Source organism: Synechococcus sp. YX-04-1, assembly GCF_030546365.1.
In the GTDB taxonomy this organism is placed as follows: domain Bacteria; phylum Cyanobacteriota; class Cyanobacteriia; order PCC-6307; family Cyanobiaceae; genus Parasynechococcus.
This window is the reverse complement of sequence record NZ_JAUONZ010000002.1, coordinates 214,409-232,665: the sequence shown is the minus strand read 5'-3', so window position 1 is coordinate 232,665 and position 18,257 is coordinate 214,409. Positions and strand designations below refer to the sequence as shown.

Here is an 18,257-nt window from a genome sequence, read left to right as displayed (position 1 = left end):
CTAGGGTCAGTCAAAGCGGGGTTCGGTCTATGTCCCATCTCTCCATCCTGCCGACTGTCTTCACCGACCTCGAGCGTCTGGTTCAGGCCCTTTGTGATGAGGGCTTCACGGTGGAGCGAACGACCGAATTGCAGGGATTCGCGGACGACTCCCACGCCGTTGATGTGCTGGCGTTTCAGGGCTCTGCCATGCCCCTGGGCTGGACCCAGCGAGAGAACGGAACGATCGTGATGCATGGCGATATCCAGCGAATCAGCCGCCAGCCGGGACTTGAACAGCGCTTGCAGCGGGTGACCCGCCGCTACGCCCTGCTCCATGCCATCGACCAAGTGCACCTCGGTGACATGGGTTCGGCCGACCTGATTCTGCAGACCCACTGACGTGTTCGAACCGGTTCAGATCCGGCTCGATCTGAGCCATCCCCAAACCCAGACCATCGCTGTGTCCATCCAGTGGACACCGCAGACCCAACGCCAGATCTTCCAACTGCCGGTGTGGACGCCGGGGTCGTACACGGTGCGTGATCATGCCCAGCACCTCCATAGCCTGCAGTTGCATGCCAACGGTGAGGAGCTCCCGCTACGTCGGATGGCGCCGCACCAATGGCTCTGCGATCTGCCGGATCTCAGCCCGCTCACGCTCAACTATCAGCTTGAGGCCCGAGATCTGACCGTCCGCACCGGGTTGCTGGATCCCGATTTCGCCTCGCTCTGCCTTGCCGCTTTGGCGATGGAGATCGACGGCTGCCGCTGGTCGCCGCACCATGTTGCCGTCACGGCTCCGCAGCACTGGAGTGTGCATCTGCCGCTGGAGGCCAGTGCTCAGGGCTGGGTGGCTGCCGATTTCGATGCTCTCGTGGACAGCCCGCTGCATGCGGGGCCCTTTCAGGCGGAACCCTTCACAGTGGAGGGCAAGAACCATGAGCTGCTGCTCATCGGCACGCCGCCGATGGGTTGGCCGCCGAGCTTCATCAGCGACATCGAGAAGGTTTGCAGTGCAACCTGTCGCTTGCTGGGAACGCCACCTCCGGCGGGGGATCGCTACCAGCTGGTTCTGCAACTGCTCGATCAGGGCTATGGCGGCCTGGAACACGATCACAGTGCTGTGCTCCAGTTCAGTTGGGCGGCCCTTGCCAAGCCCAAGGGCTACCGGCAGCTGTTGCAGCTGATCGGCCATGAATACCTGCATCAGTGGAATGTGCGGCGGCTGCGTCCTGTTGAGCTGCGGCCCTACGACTACGGGCAGGCGGTGATCACCGAAGGCCTCTGGTTTGCCGAGGGAATCACCAGCTACTTCGACCTCAGCCTGCCCTTGCTAGCGGGGTGTTCGGATCGGCCGACCCTGCTCAAGGATTTGGGGGAGGAGCTGTCCAGCGTGCTGATGTCACCCGGCTGTTCGATCCAGTCGCTGGCGGCCAGTGCCCGTGAGGCGTGGATCAAGCTTTACAAGGCGACGCCAGCTTCGCGGGACAGCCAGATCAGCTACTACCGCCTTGGTGCTGCAGTGGCCTTCTGCCTGGATGTCCGCCTGCGGCAGCGCGGCCACTCCATGGCCGCGATCCTTCGGGAGTTGTGGCATGGACCCGGCCGTCAGGCCCGTGGCTACAGCCGTGATGACATCAAGGCCGCCCTGGCTCGATGGGATGCCGATCTTGCGGCGGATCTGGATCAATGGCTGGACCAGCCCGAGGCCCTTCCCCTCCTTGATTGCGTGGAGGCCCTGGGGCTGCGCATGGACCCTGTGCCGCTCAAGCATCCCGACCACGGACTCACCCTCAAGGATGCTGAGGGTGCCGCTTTGATTCAGAGGGTGCGCCGGGACAGTCCCGGCCAAGGGGCTGGGCTTGTGGTGGGTGATGAGCTGTTGGCGATTAATGGCTACCGGGTGCGTCGCAGCAGTGACCTTTCAGTTCTGCTTGAGAAGCAGGAGAGTGTGCGCGTCACCTATTCACGACGCAGCCTGCTCAAGGAGACCCAGCTTTCCCCTGGCACCGGTGTGGACCATTGGGTGTTGGATTGGGATCCTGGGTGCACAACGGAACAACGGCAGTTGCGGGATCGATGGTTCGAGATCGTTTAAACCGTTGCTGGAGCGGTGTCTGGAACCGCGTTGATAAGAACCGGTCGCTCGCGATCAGCGTTGCTGCAGCGGGGGCTTTGGCTCTGGGACTGACCGGCTGGGTGTTGATGGATCCAGGGGAGCTGTCCCCTGTGGTAATGGAACGCGGTCGCCAACGGGAAGACAATCCCTCCTCATCGTTGCCGTTGCCGCCGAAGTCGCGCTCCTGGCGGTCTCCACTGGCCCGCCAGTGCTCGGGTGTGGACACCACTTTGCGGTCGCGTTTGAACCAGCTCGAAGCCCGCTCGAGTTCCTGGCGGGCCTTCGTGAAGATCGATCCCACCAATTTTGGTGATCGCTATGACAAGGACGCCTACGGCCGTGTGATTGATGCCACGCCGCGGGTGGTGGTGCTGCACGAAACCGTCTATTCGCTTAGCTCCGCCTTGAACACCTTCATGACGCCGCACCCGCGGGATGAAGATCAGGTGAGCTATCACACGTTGGTGGGCCAGGACGGGCGCGTTGTTGATCTGGTGGACCCGTTAAGTCGTGCCTACGGCGCGGGTTACTCCGCCTTTCTGGGGGAGTGGGCGATCACCAACAAGAAGCTCAAGGGCTCCGTTAACAACTTTGCCTTGCACCTGAGCCTGGAAACCCCGCCGTCAGGGGCGAATGCCTATGGCTCTCATTCGGGCTACACCACCCAGCAATACGACGCGTTGGCCTTGGTGTTGTCCGGTTGGATCCGCTCCTTCAATCTGCCACCGGCGGCGATCACCACCCATCGCCATGTGGATCTGGGCGGAGAACGCGGTGATCCGCGCAGTTTTGACTGGTCGAAACTGCAGACGCGACTCGCGGCCCTCGGGGACCTCTGCGTAACCTGAGGCGTCGTTAGCGTTCAGCATCCTGTTCAGTGCGTCGTTGACAACGCTCCCCAGCGAAGATCTCGATCGGATCATTGAAATGGCATGGGAAGACCGCACTCCATTTGAGGCGATCGAATTTCAATTCGGACTCTCCGAGCCGCAGGTGATTGCTGTGATGAGGCAACAGATGAAAGCGTCGTCGTTCAAGCTCTGGCGCAAGCGGGTGAGCGGCCGCAAAACCAAGCATGCCGCCACCAGCCGCTCCGATCGGTTCCGGGCGAGCTGCCATAAGTGATTGCATCCTGCGGCGATTCAGCGAAGGACGCCGCGCAGGATTCCCTCCACAAGACCCACCGGAATCACGCCTGTTGGGACGTTGGCAGGCGAGCTGCGGAAACTTGGTCCTGAGATCAGACCTGCAGCCATCTGACCCATGGCTCCACCCAGAGGGCCGAGATCAGCTCTGGATTGGGGAGGAGCGGTGAAGGCCCTGACGCAGCCATAGAAATCCCTAGCGTCTTTGCACTGGTCAGCCACCTCGGCATCCACCTGAGCCAATGCTGCGGTTGTGAACAGCAGGCCAAACGCAAGCGGTATCAGGAGTTGTTTCATCGATCTTCTGAGTTGGATCGATGTAAAAACAGCTATGGAACATCAACATCCCCCTATTGGGGGATCTTTGGTGAGGCTTTTATCCCTCATCTGAGGGATGAGGAGATGAGCGATTGGATTGGCTTCCCCTAAAAGCCAACTCCTCTCCGTGGATTTTTAAACAGTGATGTCTGGATTCGGTTGATGACCGCCGTAAATCAACCCGTGCAGTTCAGGGTCCTGCATGTAGCCCAGCACCCGAGCCGGGTAATCCAGTTTTCCGTTGTGCAGGTAGGTGAGGGTGGCGATCGCCTTGGCATCGAGATACGAGCGACTTGCTTGCAGCATCAAGTTGTCCGGTAGGCCCAGGGCCAACTTCAGCCGTTGGAACTTCGCCGCCAGCAAGGTGATGTTCATCTCGGGGTCCAGCAATTGATTGCGGGCCCAGGTGATTTCTTCCGGCGTTGGTTTCTCGGAAAGTCGCTTCTGATGAATGAGCTCAGCAATGCCGAGCTGCGCGAGACCATGGGTCTTCACCAGGCCGGAGTGGGCGATGAAGGGGAGGCTCTCCCCTGGCTTGGAGTGCTGGATCTCGTCGAAGAGAACGGCCGTGATCAACATCGGATTCACCTGATGCGCCGTTGCTTCGCGCAGGATCACCGGTTTCAGCTTCCGCAGGCGATTCAAGGTTGATGAGCGCAGCGGTTTGAGCTGATCGACGCTGCTTGTGAACAGCTGGGCAAGCTGCGTCTGGGGGCCGTGCACCCCGAAGCGCCTTTGGAGCAGCTTCAGTTCTTCCGGTGTGAAGTCGGTCGGCTCGAGCCTGTCTTCCACCACCACAGGCAACTGATCCTCAACATCAGCCACCGGCTGTGACCACTGACCGACCAGGAAGAGGCTCGCTGCCATCGCCAGTAGCCCAGTGGTCAATCGCAGTAGCTCAGCCATGGGGGCTGGAAATGGGGTCAGCGGAATGTGACATGAAACTAGCCGGGGTGTCCTTTTGCGTGGGCATCCCGTCAGATTCTGGATACGTTCAGCAAGACCGCATCGTCCGCCAGGCATGAGCTTTCCGGATTTCAACGCTTCCGACGCTCATATTCAGTGGCAACGCTTCTGCGACCTCGGCTGGTATCACGATGATCTGGGCGTCTGGCTCGACATCAGCCGGATGCACGTGAACGCCGCAGACCTGCAGGCTCTGCAGCCTCGGATGGACAAGGCTTTCGCTGCAATGCAGGAGCTGGAAGCCGGTGCAATCGCCAACCCAGATGAGCAGCGCCAGGTGGGTCACTACTGGCTGCGCACCCCCGAACTCGCCCCCTCCTCAGAGCTGCAGCACCACATCTCCAGGGAAATCGATTTGATCGCGGCCTTCGGGCGCGATGTGATCAACGGAACGATCAAGGCGCCCAACGGTGAAACCTTCACCGATGTGCTCTGGATCGGCATCGGCGGCAGTGGTCTGGGCCCCGCCTTGATGATCAAGGCCCTGCAGAACCCAGGCGAGGGTCTTCCGTTTCATTTCTTCGACAACGTCGACCCCGACGGGATGAGCAACGTCCTGGCGGGATTGAAGGGTCGTCTTAACCGCACCCTGGTGGTGACGGTGAGCAAGTCGGGGGGCACCCCTGAACCCCACCTCGGATTGGAGCAGGCCCGCCATCGCCTCGAGGCCGCTGGTGGCCAGTGGGCCGCACAGGCCGTTGCCGTGACGATGCTCGACAGCAAGCTGGATCAGCAGGCCCAGGCGGAGGGGTGGCTCAAGCGCTTTGACATGTTCGATTGGGTGGGGGGACGCACCAGCATTACCAGTGCCGTTGGTCTGCTGCCCGGTGCCCTGATCGGTAGCGACATCCGCGACTTCCTCACCGGCGCATCTCAGATGGATGCCGCCACCCGCGCAGCGGATCTACGCCGCAATCCAGCGGCCCTGATGGCCGCGTCCTGGTATGTGGCCGGTGGGGGGCGAGGTCAGCGTGACATGGTTGTTCTGCCTTACCGCGATCGCCTGGAGGTGTTCAGCCGCTACCTCCAGCAGCTGGTCATGGAATCCCTGGGCAAGCGCCTGGATCGCAACGGTGAGGTCGTTCACCAGGGCATCGCTGTTTACGGCAACAAAGGCTCTACCGACCAGCACGCCTATGTGCAGCAACTGCGCGATGGTGTCGACAACTTCTTCGCCACGTTCATCGAGGTGCTCGAGGACGCGAGCGATATCCCCACGATTGACGGGGAATGCCCTGGCGACTTCCTCGATGGTTTCCTGCAGGGCACCCGCTCAGCCCTCACCGAGGGTGGGCGCCAGAGCATGACGATCAGCATGCGCCGCTTTGATTCACGCCGTCTCGGTGCCTTGATCGCTCTGTTCGAGCGCGCCGTCGGTCTCTATGGCGAACTTGTGAACATCAACGCTTACCACCAGCCCGGCGTTGAAGCCGGCAAGAAGGCGGCGGCGGCGATTCTTGGCCTGCAAGGCCGTGTGGAGGCGATCCTGGCCGACGGTGTGGCCCGTTCCGCCGATGAGATCCGCCTGGCCCTCGGGGATGGCACCGACGAATCCATTTTCTGGATCCTGCGTCACCTCACCGGCAACCAGCGTGGTTTCAGTGCCCAGGGCGACTGGAGCCAGCCCGCCTCGATGCGCTTCAGCAAAGGCTGATCCCGTCTGGGATCAGGGCACCAGGTTTACAAGTTTTCCGGGGACAACAATCACCCGCCGGGGGGTGGCGCCCTCTAACCACTTTTCGGCCACGTCACTGGCCAGGGCCAGCCGTTCCAGCTCCTCCTTGCCGGCGGAGGCCGGAACCTGCAGTTTGCCCCGCACCTTGCCCTTCACCTGGATCACCACTTCAACGCTGTCTTGCACCAAAGCCGTTGGATCCAGCACCGGCCAGCTTTCACGGTGCACGCTGCCGCTTCCCCCCAGACGGCTCCAGAACTCCTCTGCCAGATGCGGCGCGAAGGGAGCTAGCAGGCGAACCAGTCCCGAGAGAGCCTCCTGGAGTACAGGAGCACTCAGGGCATCGATGCCCGTGGAGCTGATGGCATTGGTGAGTTTCATCAACTCGGAGATCGCCGTGTTCAGCTGAATCTCGTCACTGAGATCCTCGCTGACGGCTTCGATGGCCAGGTGTAGCGCCCGGCGTACGCCGCTATCGGTATCGGTCAAATCGGCTGGCCGTTGCAGCGGCTCGAGTGAGTCGATGCGGCCAGCACCCGCCTCAACAAGGCGCCAGAGCCGTTGCAGGAAGCGGAACTGGCCTTCCACGTCGGCGTCATCCCATTCCAGATCCTTCTCCGGCGGTGCCTTGAACAGGATGAACATCCGGGCCGTGTCTGCGCCGTAGCGATCAATCACCGCCGCGGGGTCGACGCCGTTGTACTTCGATTTCGACATCTTCTCGAACAACACTTCGAGCTTGTCGCCGGTGTTGGGGTCGCGAGGATCCTCCGGATCTGCCACATCCGCTGGAGCGATGTACTTGCCGGTGGTCGCATTGCGGTAGGTGATGCCCTGCACCATGCCCTGGGTGAGGAGCCGTTCAAACGGTTCGTTGATGTCGATCAGACCGCGATCCTTCAGTGCCTTGGTGAAGAAGCGCGCATAGAGCAGATGCAGGATCGCGTGTTCAATGCCGCCCACGTATTGCTTCACCGGCAACCAGCGGTTTACCGCTTCCTTGCTGAAGGGTTTCTCGGTGTTGTGGGGATCTGCAAACCGCAGGAAATACCAGGAGGAACACATGAAGGTGTCCATGGTGTCGGTTTCCCGCTTGGCCGGCTTGCCACAGCAGGGGCAGGCCACATTGACCCAGTCGCTCTGTTGGCTCAGGGGCGAACCGCCCTTGCCGGAGAGATCAATGCCCCGAGGCAGTTCCACCGGCAGGTCTTCGCGCGGCACAGGTACAGCACCGCAGTCATCGCAGTGGATGATGGGAATCGGGCAGCCCCAGTAGCGCTGGCGCGAGATCAGCCAATCGCGCAGGCGATAGGTGACCTTGCTGCGGGCCCAACCCTGCTCGGCGCCATGGCCTGTGATGGCGCCCTTGGCCTCGGTGGAGGCGGTGCCATCGAAAGCACCTGAGTTGATCAGTGTTCCGGCATCCGTCCAGGCCTGGCCTGCAGCGATGGCTTCAGCAGCTCCCTCGGCGTCAATCACCTGCTGGATCGGTAGTCCATTCGACTGGGCAAAAGCAATGTCGCGCTGGTCGTGGGCCGGAACGCCCATCACGGCGCCGGTGCCGTACTCGGCCAGCACATAGTCGGCGATCCACACCGGCAGCACCGCTCCCGTCAGGGGGTTGATCACGTGACTGCCGATGGGCACCCCCCGTTTGGGCCGGTCATCACTGGTCCGTTCGATCGTGCTGAGTCGAGCCACCTCCTTGCGGAAGGCCTCCACCGTGTCTTTTTGTTCAGCGCTGGTGAGGCTGTCGACCAGCTCGTTTTCCGGTGCCAGCACCACATAGCTCGCTCCAGCGAGCGTGTCGGGACGGGTGGTGAACACGGTGATCGTCTGATCCTCTGCACCATCAACGGTGAAGCTGATTTCCGCGCCTTCGGAGCGGCCGATCCAGTTGGCCTGCATGGTGCGCACCCGTTCCGGCCAGCCCTTGAGGGCATCCAGGTCGTTAAGCAACGGTTCGGCGTAGTCGGTGATGCGCAGGAACCATTGGTTCAGCTGGCGTTGTTCCACCAGGGCGCCGGAACGCCAGGAGCGGCCGTCACCGTCCACCTGTTCATTGGCCAGCACGGTCTGGTCAATGGGATCCCAGTTGACGGTGGCGTTCTTGCGATAGGCCAGCCCCCCTTCAAGGAGTTCCAGGAAAAGCCACTGGGTCCAGCTGTAGTAGTCGCTGTGGCAGGTCGCCTGCTCGCGGCTCCAGTCGATCGACAAGCCAAGCCGATCCAGCTGCGCCCGCATCTGATCGATGTTGCGGTCGGTCCACTCGCCGGGATCAACATTGCGTTCGATCGCCGCGTTTTCCGCGGGGAGTCCGAAGGCATCCCAGCCCATCGGATGAAGAACGGCATGGCCCCGCATTCGTTGAACCCGGGCGATCACATCGGTGATCACGTAGTTGCGCACATGGCCCATGTGCAGGCTTCCCGAGGGGTACGGGAACATCGACAGAGCAAAGAAGCAAGGCTTCTCACTGCTTTCTTCGGTGCTGTCCACCCCATCCGCCTTCCAGCTCTCCTGCCAGCGCTGCTCGAGCGCAGCGGGGTCATAACGACCGCTCTGGGCACTGGCGTCGACGGCAGGGTTGGCAGCGTTCACGGAACCAGCGCTCGGCAAGGTTGCGATCGTGCCACATGCCTGGTGTTCAGCCGAGGGAGCGGATCACGCTGATCTGACGACGGTTGATCAACACGGGCCGGCTGCTGCCCGCACGTTCGATGGCCAGAAATTCAGGGTCCTGCCAGATCAGACGGCCCTCGATGGTCTCTTCTCCCACCACCGCAATGCTGAGGGGAAGCTGTTCACGGATCCAGCTCTGCAGCAACCGAACCCCCGGAAGGCTTGGATCGAGTGGAGATGTCTCCATAGGATTCGGGGGCGATACCGGCCACGCATGCTGCAGTTCAGCAAATATCAGGGACTTGGCAACGACTTCCTGATCGTTGAAGGCCGGCAGGGACAACTGCCCGATGCCATCAGTAATCCCGATCCCGCCTGGGTGAGGCGCATCTGTGATCGGCGCTTCGGCGTGGGCGGCGATGGCCTGATCCTGGCGCTGCCCCCTCAGGCGGAGGGGGAACTGCGGATGCGGATTCTCAATGCCGATGGCAGTGAGGCCGAAATGTGTGGCAACGGCATTCGCTGCCTGGCCCGCTACCTCGCCGACACCGACGGTGATGGCCCCGGCCGCCGTTGGGACATCGAAACCCTGGCGGGAATGATCCGGCCTGAACTGATGGCCGATGGCCAGTTGCGGGTGGACATGGGCCCGCCCTTCCTCACCTCCGAGGGCATCCCCACAACCCTGATGCCCGAAGAGGGTCTGCCGCAGGGGGTGTTGCTTCTGGAGGGCGAGCAGCTGAAGGTGGCGGCCGTTGGCATGGGCAATCCTCATGTGGTGGTGCCCGTCGACGACCTCGCCAGCATTCCCTTTGATGCCTGGGGTGCTGCTCTGGAAGTGCATCCGGCCTTCCCGGCCAAGACCAACGTTCATTTCCTCCAGGTGCACAGCCGTGAGCGGCTGGAGATCCGGGTCTGGGAACGGGGCGCAGGCCCGACCCTGGCCTGTGGCACCGGTGCCTGCGCCACCTTGGTGGCGGCGGTGTTGTTGGACCTCGCCGATGACTGCGCCGAGGTGCTTCTGCCCGGTGGTCCATTAATGATTGAGTGGCGCGATCGCACCGGTTCCGTGCTGATGACTGGACCCGCTGAAGCGGTGTTTGACGGGGTGCTGACACCCGATTTGGTGCCGGCAGGTTCCTTGACGGCGTCGATCAGCGAAGCCACTGCCGCTTCACCTGCGGAGACGGCCGCAGCCGACTTCGATTGCTCAAAGGATTGCGCTGACCAGTGTCAACGCCCCGACCGCTGTCTCCGCGATGAGGCGCAGCAAAAGGTGCAGGCCTTCCTCAGCAGCACCTCCCTCGACTCGATGCTCAATCTCGCCAGTGAGTCCCTGGAGCAGCGCACCAAGGCGCGGTTTGAGCGTGGAACGCCCTGAGCTCTATCTGGATGCTGCTGCCACGACACCGCCCCTGCCGACGGTGATCGCGGCGATGCAGCAGCTCCAGCAGACAGCCTGGGCGAACCCCAGCAGCCTCCATGGGGCAGGGTTGGCAGCTGCGGAAGCCCTCGAGCGGGCTCGCTGGCGCATTGCCGAGCGCTTTGCTGTCACTCCTGATCAGTTGATCGTCACTTCAGGGGCGACGGAATCCGTTCACCTCGCCCTGCTCGGCAGTGCCACCGGTCTTGTCCCTGGCCGGTTGGTGATCTCTGCGGTGGAGCATCCGGCGGTGGTCGCTGCGGCACACCAACTCGAAGCGTTGGGCTGGACCATCGCTGAATGGCCCGTTGATGGCCAGGGCGTTGTGCGGCTCGATCAGCTCGATCGGCTGTTGTCCGCTCCAACCCGGCTGGTCTCCCTGATCGCAGCCCAGGGCGAGGTGGGTGCGTTGCAACCAGTGAGCAAGATTGCAAGGGCCTGCCGCCAGCGCGGCATCGTGATCCACAGCGATGCCACGCAACTGGTGCCGCAGGGTTGCTTCTCTTTCGAGCGGCTTGGGGTTGATCTGCTGACCCTCTCGGCCCACAAGTTCCGTGGTCCCCGGGGTGTGGGTCTGCTGATTCGTGGCCCTGGTGTGGCGCTTTCGCCCCTCCAGGGCGGTGGCGGCCAGGAACACGGCCTGCGCTCCGGCACCGAACCCGTTGCTTTGGTCAGCGGCATGGCCGAAGCCCTGATGGCCCTCCCCAGCTTTGACCCCGTCAGCCAACCCGTCCCCCCCGGCTGCTCGCCGCAGATCCGTCGTCAACGGGATCAACTGCTCGAACGCTTACTCGATCTGCCCCAGCTTCAGCTCTGCGGCCCTCCACTCGATCAGCGTCTGCCTCATCACATCGCGCTGCTAGCAAACTCCGCCGATGGTCAGCCCCTACAAGGACGCGATCTCGTGCGACGGCTCGCAGCGGCGGGAGTGGCCTGCAGCAGTGGCAGTGCCTGCAGCAGTGGCAGCAGTGCTGACAGTGTTGTGCTCACGGCCATGGGAATTCCCGGGCCTGCACGCCAGTCGGGCCTGCGGCTGACCCTTGGCCCCTGGCTATCAGACCAGGATCTCGACGCCGTTCCCGGCCGTTTTGCATCCGTGCTGGAGGCATTTCCCTGACATGCTTTGGCGATGACTCAATCCGACGCTCCTTGTCTCGATCTACCCGCGGATCTGCTCGCGGCCGAGGAGGCCATGCTGCAAGCCTCCCTGGCGGCCGTTGGATCCGGCGACGGTCAACGCTGGGCCGCAAGCCTGCGCTTTGAGGGCCTTCGCCTGCTCCCGGTGGCGGTGCGTCTGGCCCGCGCGCTGATCGCCGCCGGTCAGCAGCTGTTGATGGTTTGGCCCGATGCCGGTGCTGCCGCCCTGGCCAGGCGTGATGCGGAAGACCTCAAGGAGGTGATCTTCGATTTCAATCAGCTCAAACGTGCGGAGAGCGACTCTCCCGATACCCGCCTGCTGCTTGCGGTGAACCCGTCCCCTGCCGATTACGAGGAGTTCCAGGCGTTGTGTGAGAACCACGCTGGAGTGGTTTTGATGCTGAATGGTCGTCTTGAAGATGCCGCCGTTGGCATCGGCAGCGTGGCCCGCGAGCGCCGTAAGGGTTTCGTGGCCAGCTGGCAGCAGGCCTATTGGCTTCAGCCCCTGGAGGGAGGAGCACTGATGCGCTGCTTCCCCGATGACTGGCGTATCTATCGCCAGGACCCTGATGGTTACAGACAACTTGAGGTACTTCCCGAACGTCCGGATCCGGATACCACAGCTGCGCTTCTGGCCGGTGAAGATCCTGACAGCATCAAGCAACAGCTTTCCGGTGTCGACCGCTTCCTTGATGGTCTGCGCAATTGAGCCGCGCCTGGCTTGATCCAGGCTCAGACTCTCTATAAGGTTCGAGCCCAGGCTCCGTATCGATAGTGCTCCCCAGGCTGCGATCCCTTTCACCCATCGATGCCGTGGCCGGAGTCGTTGCACTGGCAGCGCTGGCTGGGGTGATCTGGTCCCCCAAGCTCTCCAATGCGGTCGCCAAGGCCACGGGTGCCGTTAAGCCTGTGCAGGTCAGCGTTGATGTGCATCGCCTCTACAGCGCTGATCCTGAGCAGCTATTGAATTCAGCCCGGGAGGAAGCGGCCCTCAACATCGTGATCCGCAATCAACCGGCAGGTCGGGTGACCCTGGTGTCGGTGGTTGACCTCACCAACCCTCTGACGGCGGTGCAGCCCGATGGCTCGGTGGTGATCGCGGATGCCCCCAGCACAGACCTGCCCCGGCATGCCCGTTTTGTGATGGAGGCCCAAGCCGAGATCAAACCCTCCGGCGTTGTGATCGGTGGCACCAAGCTCAAGGTGGGAGTTCCCGTTGAGCTGGAAGGACGCCTTTACCGCTTGAACGGTGTTGTAAGCGGAGTCATGCCTCTGTGATTCGCTCTGCCCTGGTCACCCTGCTGGTGCTGGCGCCCCAGTTGCCCCTCAGGGCCGCGCCTCCACTGTTGGCACCACCTCCTGTGGTCCAGCGTCAGGGCCAGGCCATGCTCAGCGGCGGTGCGCTTTGCCCTGCTCTGCAGACGGCCTTGGCATCAGCAGTGGGGACGGAAGAGCGGCTGTGGAGCGTCAGCGTTCTCGATCAACGGGGACAGCTGCTGGCTGATCTGAACGGGGGGGTCCCCCGGATTCCTGCATCGAATCAGAAACTGGTCAGCACGGCCTTTGCCCTGGATCGCCTCGGTCCCGACTTCCGTTTGAAGACGCAGCTGTTGCGTCACCCCGATGGATCACTGGAGATCGTGGGGGAAGGCGATCCCGACCTCAGCATTGCCGAGATCCAGAAGTTCGCCATGGTGGCTCTCGGCCAGGGGGGCTCCCGCAGCACCACCAGCCTCGCCGCAACACCTGTTCAGCTGATGGTTCGGGAAGAACCGCGTCAGCGCTGGTGGCCCGCCGATTGGGATCCTGCAGATCGGTCCTACGCCTATGGCGCACCGATCACCCGTCTCGCCCTCACCAGCAATGCTCTGCACATGGCGGTGATGGATCCAGCGGCACGGCTGCAGCGCATCCTCAACTCCACAGTCCGCCAGCAGGGAGGTCAGATCCATCTGCAGATGGTTGATCAGCAGACCCGGGAAGCGACCCTTGCGCGGAGTAGGGGAGCGAGTGTGGTGTTGCACAGCGAGGATTCTGCGCCCATGCACGCCTTGCTCAGCTTGGCCAACACGGAGAGCCATAACTTCACCGCTGAGGTGCTGATGCGGGAGGCGGCCGATGTGTGGGATGTGAATCGTGCATCCATCGCCACCACCCGCTGGTTGCAAGCCCAGGGGGTCCCGATGACGGGACTTCGGCTGCGGGATGGCAGTGGACTTTCACGGGGCAACCGTCTCACCAGCCGTTCCTTGTCCGTGCTGCTTTGGCGCATGGCGCAACACCCCCTGGCGGCCTACTACCAGGCCTCGATGGCGATTGCTGGCCAGAGGGGAACGCTGCGCAACTATTTCCGCGGCAGCTCGCTTCAGGGTCGCTTCTGGGGCAAAACCGGCACCCTCAGTGGTGTTCGTTCGATCTCCGGCATTCTTGAGACCGCCGATGGACCGCGTTACGTGAGCATGATTGCTAACGGGTCCTACGCACCCAACTCCGTGATGGGCCAGATCCTGCTGGCCAGCCAGCGGATCAGCCGTTGCCCCGCATGGACCGCAGCCGGGACGCTGCCCGGTGGGCCCGACTGAACGGCACTGTTTTGGCGTCGTCGGCAGCGTTGGCGGAAGGGTTCGCTGAGCGGATCGTCTGAATTTTGGAGAGCTCCTGACGGCCGGCCATCACCACCTGGGCCATTTCCTTGAGGCGCACTTCCAGCTCACCCAGCGTCTGTTCGGCGTAACGGTTGGCGCCGTCCTGAACTCCGGCGGCCTCCTGGCGGCTGCGTTGGATCAGTGACTCGCATTGCTGTTGGGTCTGCTGGCGGAACTGCAGCGCATCGCTGTGAATCCGCTCGGCCTCGTCCCGGGCTTCCTTCTGAAGCCTCAAGGCTTCACGGCGAATCGTCTCCAGATCCTGCAGTGCATGCTGCCGGTTGGCTTCATGTTGCTCAGCGTGTTGGCGCTTGAGTTCCGCCGCGTTGGCCTCGATCTTTTGGATTTGCTGTTGGGCCTGTTGGCGGCTGGCTTCGAGTCGCTCAGCGTGTTGACGCTTCAGCTCAATCGCCTCCTGATCCAGTTGTTGGCGACGCTCCAGGCCTTCCTGCTCCAGCTGCTGGCGGCGTGAGGCGAACTGCTGCTCCAACTGGGCCAGCTTGCTTTGCATCTCCTGTTCCAACTTCGCCCCCTGCTCCCGCGTTTTCTGCAGGAGCTGCTCACACTGCTGGCGGGCCTGCTCACGCATCTCATTCACTTGCCGTTCCGCTTCCTGGCGAATAGCGGCGTTGTTCACCAGCTGCTCGCGCTGACGCTGGGCCTGCTCAACGATCTCTTCGGCGCTCCTGCGGGCGGTGTTGATGAACTCGTCACGGCGGTCCAGCAATTTGACCGCCCGCTCCAGCTCCTTGGGCAATTCCTCGCGGACGGCATCCAGTAGTTCAACGGCATCGGTTTCGTTGACCAGACGTCCGCCGGTGAAGGGCATCCGACTGCCCTCCAGCACAACTTCCTCCAACTGATCGAGTTGATCGAGAACGGAGAACCGGACGTCGTTCATCTCAGCTGGCGTGGAAAGCCGAATTAAAGAGCCTGTTGAGGTCCTTCGCCACCTCTGGAGGGACCATGTGGTCGATCGATCCGCCAAAGCGGGCCACTTCCTTCACCACGGAGCTGCTGAGAAAGCTGTGGCGTGCCGTGGTGGCCATGAACACCGTCTCCAGATCGTCCGCTAACGAGCGATTGGTGTGGGCGATCTGCAATTCGTATTCAAAGTCACTCATCGCTCGCAAGCCCCTCAGGATCAGGTCGGCGCGATGGGTGACGGCACAGTTCACCGTGAGGCCATCGAAACTGATCACCTCAACTCCGGAGAGATGGCGCGTCGCCGTGCGGATCTGTTCGATCCGTTCCTCGACACTGAATGCAGGCCGTTTGCTCGGATTGCTGAGCACCGCAACGACCACCTCGCCAAACAGGCTCACCGCCCGCTCGATCAGGTCCATATGACCGTTGGTGAGAGGGTCGAAACTGCCGGGGTAGAGCGCCCGCATCGGGAATCAGCGATGGGCGGATCCTATGCAGTGGATCGCTGTTTAGATTTCAACCAACGCATTCGTGCCATGAGCCTCGACGCTGACGCCAAGAAGGTCCTGCTTCGCAAGATCCCCCACGGTCTCTTCATCTGCGGCGTGCGCAACGGCGATGAGGTCAACGGTTTCACCGCCAGCTGGGTGACCCAGGGATCGTTCGAACCGCCGTTGGTGGTGATGGGCGTTCGGGCAGACAGCAGCAGCCACGCCATCATCGAGGCCACCGGCAAGTTTTCCCTCAATGTGCTGCGGGCCGATCAAAAGGACCTGGCGGCGGTGTTTTTCAAGCCCCAGAAGGCGCTCGGTGGTCGCTTTGAAGCGGCACCCTTCGAAGAAGGTGAGCTTGGCCTTCCCCTTCTCACCGATGCCGTCGGTGGTGTGGAGTGCGAGCTCGTGGGTTCGATCAAGCACGGTGACCACACCGTCTTTGTCGGCGAAGTCAAAACGGCGCGTCTGATTGCCGATGGCGAGGCCCTGAACCTGGCCAGCACCGGCTGGAATTACGGCGGCTGAGCTGGCCTGGTGGATGCCGCCTCCGGTGCACCGCTGCTGACGCAGCCCGAGCGTCTCGAACGCCGCCTCAAGGAGATCCCCGCTGAGCCGGGTTGCTATCTGATGCGAGACGGCGACGACCGGATCCTCTACGTCGGCAAGTCGAAGGCGTTGCGTAGTCGCGTGCGCAGCTATTTCCGCAGCCGCCACGATCTGTCACCACGGATCCGGCTGATGACGCGCCAAGTCTGTGAGATCGAGTTCATCGTCACCGACAGCGAGGCGGAGGCCCTCGTGCTCGAGTCGAACCTGATCAAGAACCATCAGCCGCACTTCAACGTGTTGCTGAAGGACGACAAGAAATATCCCTACCTCTGCATCACCTGGAGTGAGGCCTACCCACGGATTTTCATCACCCGTCGCCGCCGCTTCCGCAGTCCCCTGGATCGCTTTTACGGGCCCTATGTCGATGTCGGCCTGCTGCGCCGCACCCTGTTCCTGGTGAAGCGGGTGTTTCCGCTGCGCCAACGACCACGTCCGATGTATCCCGACCGGACCTGCCTCAACTACAGCATTGGCCGCTGTCCGGGGGTCTGCCAGGAAAAAATCAGCTCAGAGGACTATCACCGCACCCTGCGCAAGGTGGCGATGGTCTTTCAAGGCCGCAGTGATGAACTGCAGCAGCTGCTTCAGGAGCAGATGGAGCGGTACGCCGAGCGGATGGACTACGAGTCGGCGGCCCGGGTCCGGGATCAACTTCAGGGGCTGGATCAGCTCACCGCCGACCAGAAGATGAGCCTGCCGGATTCCTCCGTGAGTCGGGATGTGCTGGCCCTTGCCTTTGATGAAAGGTTGGCGGCCGTTCAGCTGTTTCAAATGCGCGCCGGGAAGTTGGTGGGACGTCTCGGCTACACCGCCGACGCCTCAGGCCTGGAACCTGGACTGATCCTGCAACGGGTGATTGAAGAGCACTACAGCCAGGTGGATTCCGTTGAGGTTCCCCCCGAGCTGTTGGTGCAGCACGCTCTGCCCCAGCAGAAACTGATGGAGGACTGGCTTTCGGAACAGCGGGAGCGTCGGGTGCAGATCCACTGCCCCCAGCGCCAGCAGAAGGCCGACCTGATTGAACTGGTTCAGCGCAATGCGGAGTTTGAGTTGCTCCGCGCCAAGCAAGGCCAGGAGAAGCAGTCGTTGGCCACGGAGGATCTGGCGCAACTGCTGGAGTTGCCGACCCCGCCCCGGCGAATCGAGGGGTACGACATCAGTCACATCCAGGGCAGCGATGCCGTGGCCTCCCAGGTGGTGTTCATCGACGGATTGCCCGCTAAGCAGCACTACCGCAAGTACAAGATCCGCAGCAGCAGCATCCGCGCTGGTCACAGCGACGACTTCATGGCGATGGCAGAGATCATGCGCCGCCGTTTTCGGCGCTGGGCTCGGGCCAAGGCGGAGGGGGTGGATGTGGGTGCCCTGCGTCACAAAGGCGGCAGCGCCTTGCAGACCGATGGCCTCAACGACTGGCCCGATGTGGTGATGATTGACGGCGGTAAAGGCCAGCTCTCAGCCGTGATGGAGGCCCTGCGGGAGCTGGATCTGCACGAGGATCTCAACGTCTGCTCCCTCGCCAAGCAGCGCGAAGAGGTGTTTCTCCCCGGCGAAAGCCAGCCGCTGGAGAGTGAACCGGATCAGCTCGGGGTTGTGCTCCTCCGCCGCTTGCGGGACGAAGCCCACCGTTTCGCCGTCAGCTTCCACCGCCAACAGCGTGGTGAGCGGATGAAGCGTTCACGCCTGTCGGACATCCCTGGGGTCGGTCCCAAGCGGGTTAAGGATCTATTGGCTCACTTCCATTCGATTGATGCCATCCAGCTGGCATCGCTTGAGACCCTGTCCAAGGCTCCTGGCGTCGGCCCGGCGCTGGCCCGCGACATCCACGATTTCTTCCACCCGTCGGAGGACGGCACCGACGCTGATGCCATGGCTGCTTTAGAAGGGCAGCCTCAGGAACTCTCCGCATGATCCGTCATCTGTGCATGGCTCTGGCTGGAGTGCTTCTGCTCGCCACTCCGGTCTGGGCGTCCCCCGGCCTGTGCACGGGGCCCGTGTGTGCCGATGGCATCACCCGCAGTGCCAAGAACCACTGGCAGTTGGTGCTGCGGCTCAACGATCAGCAGGGCCATCGAGAAAAAGTGGTGATGAATTGCCGGGCCGGCCAGCTGAGCCCCATGGCAGGACCCGTGGATCGCGCCTATGCCACCGCCCTGGGTCGTCGTGCCTGCCGCCTTGCTGGGGAGGACAGCTGAC

The 18,257-nt window shown here is 62.4% G+C and carries 19 protein-coding genes; 13 read left to right on the top strand and 6 right to left on the bottom strand.

Features of this window, described 5'->3' with window-relative positions:
• The first annotated feature begins 29 nt into the window (after positions 1–29).
• Genes Q3Y53_RS04535 through Q3Y53_RS04520 form a run of 4 tightly spaced genes read left to right on the top strand, consistent with a single transcriptional unit; the run spans position 30 to position 3,225 of the window.
• Positions 30–380 carry a DUF1257 domain-containing protein gene (locus Q3Y53_RS04535; RefSeq protein WP_226423859.1) on the top strand — a complete coding sequence of 117 codons (351 nt, stop codon included), beginning with the start codon at positions 30–32 and terminating at the stop codon, positions 378–380.
• A gap of 1 nt (position 381) precedes the next feature.
• Positions 382–2,079 (top strand): M61 family metallopeptidase, encoded by a 1,698-nt coding sequence (locus tag Q3Y53_RS04530; RefSeq protein ID WP_303533396.1) that lies wholly within the window; start codon positions 382–384, stop codon positions 2,077–2,079.
• Positions 2,061–2,948, top strand: a complete 888-nt coding sequence (locus tag Q3Y53_RS04525) for an N-acetylmuramoyl-L-alanine amidase (RefSeq protein WP_303533393.1) — start codon at positions 2,061–2,063, stop codon at positions 2,946–2,948. The genes Q3Y53_RS04530 and Q3Y53_RS04525 overlap by 19 nt, the downstream gene beginning before the upstream one ends.
• A 37-nt stretch (positions 2,949–2,985) precedes the next feature.
• A complete protein-coding gene (locus Q3Y53_RS04520; protein ID WP_226423862.1) occupies positions 2,986–3,225 on the top strand; it encodes a TIGR03643 family protein in 240 nt (79 codons plus the stop codon).
• A gap of 17 nt (positions 3,226–3,242) precedes the next feature.
• Here the strand turns inward: Q3Y53_RS04520 and Q3Y53_RS04515 are convergent, their stop codons facing one another.
• Positions 3,243–3,542, bottom strand: coding sequence for a hypothetical protein (locus Q3Y53_RS04515; protein WP_303533390.1), 300 nt, complete (start codon positions 3,540–3,542; stop codon positions 3,243–3,245).
• A 156-nt stretch (positions 3,543–3,698) separates the two neighbouring features.
• Positions 3,699–4,469: a helicase DnaB gene (locus Q3Y53_RS04510; protein ID WP_303533387.1), complete on the bottom strand. Its 771-nt coding sequence runs from the start codon at positions 4,467–4,469 to the stop codon at positions 3,699–3,701.
• 115 nt (positions 4,470–4,584) lie between these two features.
• Here Q3Y53_RS04510 and Q3Y53_RS04505 point away from each other — a divergent pair, with 115 nt between their 5' ends.
• A complete protein-coding gene (locus tag Q3Y53_RS04505) occupies positions 4,585–6,183 on the top strand; it encodes a glucose-6-phosphate isomerase (protein WP_303533383.1) in 1,599 nt (532 codons plus the stop codon).
• A 12-nt stretch (positions 6,184–6,195) separates the two neighbouring features.
• Here Q3Y53_RS04505 and leuS read toward each other — a convergent pair whose 3' ends face one another.
• Together leuS and Q3Y53_RS04495 are read right to left on the bottom strand one after the other, a co-directional pair.
• Positions 6,196–8,805 (bottom strand): leucine--tRNA ligase, encoded by a 2,610-nt coding sequence (gene leuS / locus Q3Y53_RS04500; RefSeq protein WP_303533380.1) that lies wholly within the window; start codon positions 8,803–8,805, stop codon positions 6,196–6,198.
• A gap of 46 nt (positions 8,806–8,851) precedes the next feature.
• On the bottom strand, positions 8,852–9,073 hold the full coding sequence (locus Q3Y53_RS04495) for a hypothetical protein (protein ID WP_303533377.1): 222 nt from the start codon (positions 9,071–9,073) through the stop codon (positions 8,852–8,854).
• Between the two features lie 27 nt (positions 9,074–9,100).
• Here Q3Y53_RS04495 and dapF point away from each other — a divergent pair, with 27 nt between their 5' ends.
• The 5 genes from dapF (at position 9,101) to dacB (ending at position 13,968) form a co-directional block, all read left to right on the top strand.
• A complete protein-coding gene (dapF, locus tag Q3Y53_RS04490) occupies positions 9,101–10,207 on the top strand; it encodes a diaminopimelate epimerase (RefSeq protein WP_303533373.1) in 1,107 nt (368 codons plus the stop codon).
• Positions 10,194–11,366, top strand: coding sequence for a cysteine desulfurase family protein (locus tag Q3Y53_RS04485; RefSeq protein ID WP_303533370.1), 1,173 nt, complete (start codon positions 10,194–10,196; stop codon positions 11,364–11,366). Before dapF ends, Q3Y53_RS04485 begins: the two co-directional genes overlap by 14 nt.
• A gap of 12 nt (positions 11,367–11,378) precedes the next feature.
• Positions 11,379–12,095 carry a DUF1995 family protein gene (locus Q3Y53_RS04480; protein WP_303533367.1) on the top strand — a complete coding sequence of 239 codons (717 nt, stop codon included), beginning with the start codon at positions 11,379–11,381 and terminating at the stop codon, positions 12,093–12,095.
• A gap of 65 nt (positions 12,096–12,160) precedes the next feature.
• A complete protein-coding gene (locus Q3Y53_RS04475; RefSeq protein WP_303533364.1) occupies positions 12,161–12,664 on the top strand; it encodes a DUF4330 domain-containing protein in 504 nt (167 codons plus the stop codon).
• A complete protein-coding gene (dacB, locus tag Q3Y53_RS04470) occupies positions 12,661–13,968 on the top strand; it encodes a D-alanyl-D-alanine carboxypeptidase/D-alanyl-D-alanine-endopeptidase (RefSeq protein ID WP_303533361.1) in 1,308 nt (435 codons plus the stop codon). Before Q3Y53_RS04475 ends, dacB begins: the two co-directional genes overlap by 4 nt.
• On the opposite strand, the gene Q3Y53_RS04465 is transcribed toward dacB, so the two are convergent.
• Positions 13,913–14,932, bottom strand: a complete 1,020-nt coding sequence (locus Q3Y53_RS04465; protein ID WP_303533358.1) for a hypothetical protein — start codon at positions 14,930–14,932, stop codon at positions 13,913–13,915. The genes dacB and Q3Y53_RS04465 overlap by 56 nt on opposite strands.
• A 1-nt stretch (position 14,933) precedes the next feature.
• A complete protein-coding gene (gene coaD, locus Q3Y53_RS04460; RefSeq protein WP_226423873.1) occupies positions 14,934–15,425 on the bottom strand; it encodes a pantetheine-phosphate adenylyltransferase in 492 nt (163 codons plus the stop codon).
• 69 nt (positions 15,426–15,494) lie between these two features.
• On the opposite strand from coaD, the gene Q3Y53_RS04455 reads away from it, so the two are divergent.
• From Q3Y53_RS04455 to Q3Y53_RS04445, 3 genes are read left to right on the top strand one after another with little or no spacing between them, the layout of a single operon-like run.
• Positions 15,495–15,977, top strand: coding sequence for a flavin reductase family protein (locus Q3Y53_RS04455; protein ID WP_115009275.1), 483 nt, complete (start codon positions 15,495–15,497; stop codon positions 15,975–15,977).
• 9 nt (positions 15,978–15,986) lie between these two features.
• Entirely contained in the window at positions 15,987–17,972 is a 1,986-nt protein-coding gene (gene uvrC, locus Q3Y53_RS04450) for an excinuclease ABC subunit UvrC (protein WP_226423874.1), read from the top strand.
• The gene (locus Q3Y53_RS04445; protein WP_186497814.1) at positions 17,969–18,256 is read left to right on the top strand and encodes a hypothetical protein; all 288 of its coding nucleotides are present in this window, start codon (positions 17,969–17,971) and stop codon (positions 18,254–18,256) included. Before uvrC ends, Q3Y53_RS04445 begins: the two co-directional genes overlap by 4 nt.
• The last annotated feature ends 1 nt before the right edge of the window (position 18,257 follow it).

Bases quoted from the DNA above. Each gene is read 5' to 3' on its own strand.
- Q3Y53_RS04535 (WP_226423859.1), top strand. From the start codon at position 30: ATGTCCCATCTCTCCATCCTGCCGACTGTCTTCACCGACCTCGAGCGT.
- Q3Y53_RS04525 (WP_303533393.1), top strand. From the start codon at position 2,061: ATGGTTCGAGATCGTTTAAACCGTTGCTGGAGCGGTGTCTGGAACCGC.
- Q3Y53_RS04515 (WP_303533390.1), bottom strand. From the start codon at position 3,542: ATGAAACAACTCCTGATACCGCTTGCGTTTGGCCTGCTGTTCACAACC.
- Q3Y53_RS04510 (WP_303533387.1), bottom strand. From the start codon at position 4,469: ATGGCTGAGCTACTGCGATTGACCACTGGGCTACTGGCGATGGCAGCG.
- Q3Y53_RS04505 (WP_303533383.1), top strand. From the start codon at position 4,585: ATGAGCTTTCCGGATTTCAACGCTTCCGACGCTCATATTCAGTGGCAA.
- Q3Y53_RS04495 (WP_303533377.1), bottom strand. From the start codon at position 9,073: ATGGAGACATCTCCACTCGATCCAAGCCTTCCGGGGGTTCGGTTGCTG.
- dapF (WP_303533373.1), top strand. From the start codon at position 9,101: ATGCTGCAGTTCAGCAAATATCAGGGACTTGGCAACGACTTCCTGATC.
- Q3Y53_RS04480 (WP_303533367.1), top strand. From the start codon at position 11,379: ATGACTCAATCCGACGCTCCTTGTCTCGATCTACCCGCGGATCTGCTC.
- Q3Y53_RS04465 (WP_303533358.1), bottom strand. From the start codon at position 14,932: ATGAACGACGTCCGGTTCTCCGTTCTCGATCAACTCGATCAGTTGGAG.
- coaD (WP_226423873.1), bottom strand. From the start codon at position 15,425: ATGCGGGCGCTCTACCCCGGCAGTTTCGACCCTCTCACCAACGGTCAT.
- Q3Y53_RS04455 (WP_115009275.1), top strand. From the start codon at position 15,495: ATGAGCCTCGACGCTGACGCCAAGAAGGTCCTGCTTCGCAAGATCCCC.
- Q3Y53_RS04445 (WP_186497814.1), top strand. From the start codon at position 17,969: ATGATCCGTCATCTGTGCATGGCTCTGGCTGGAGTGCTTCTGCTCGCC.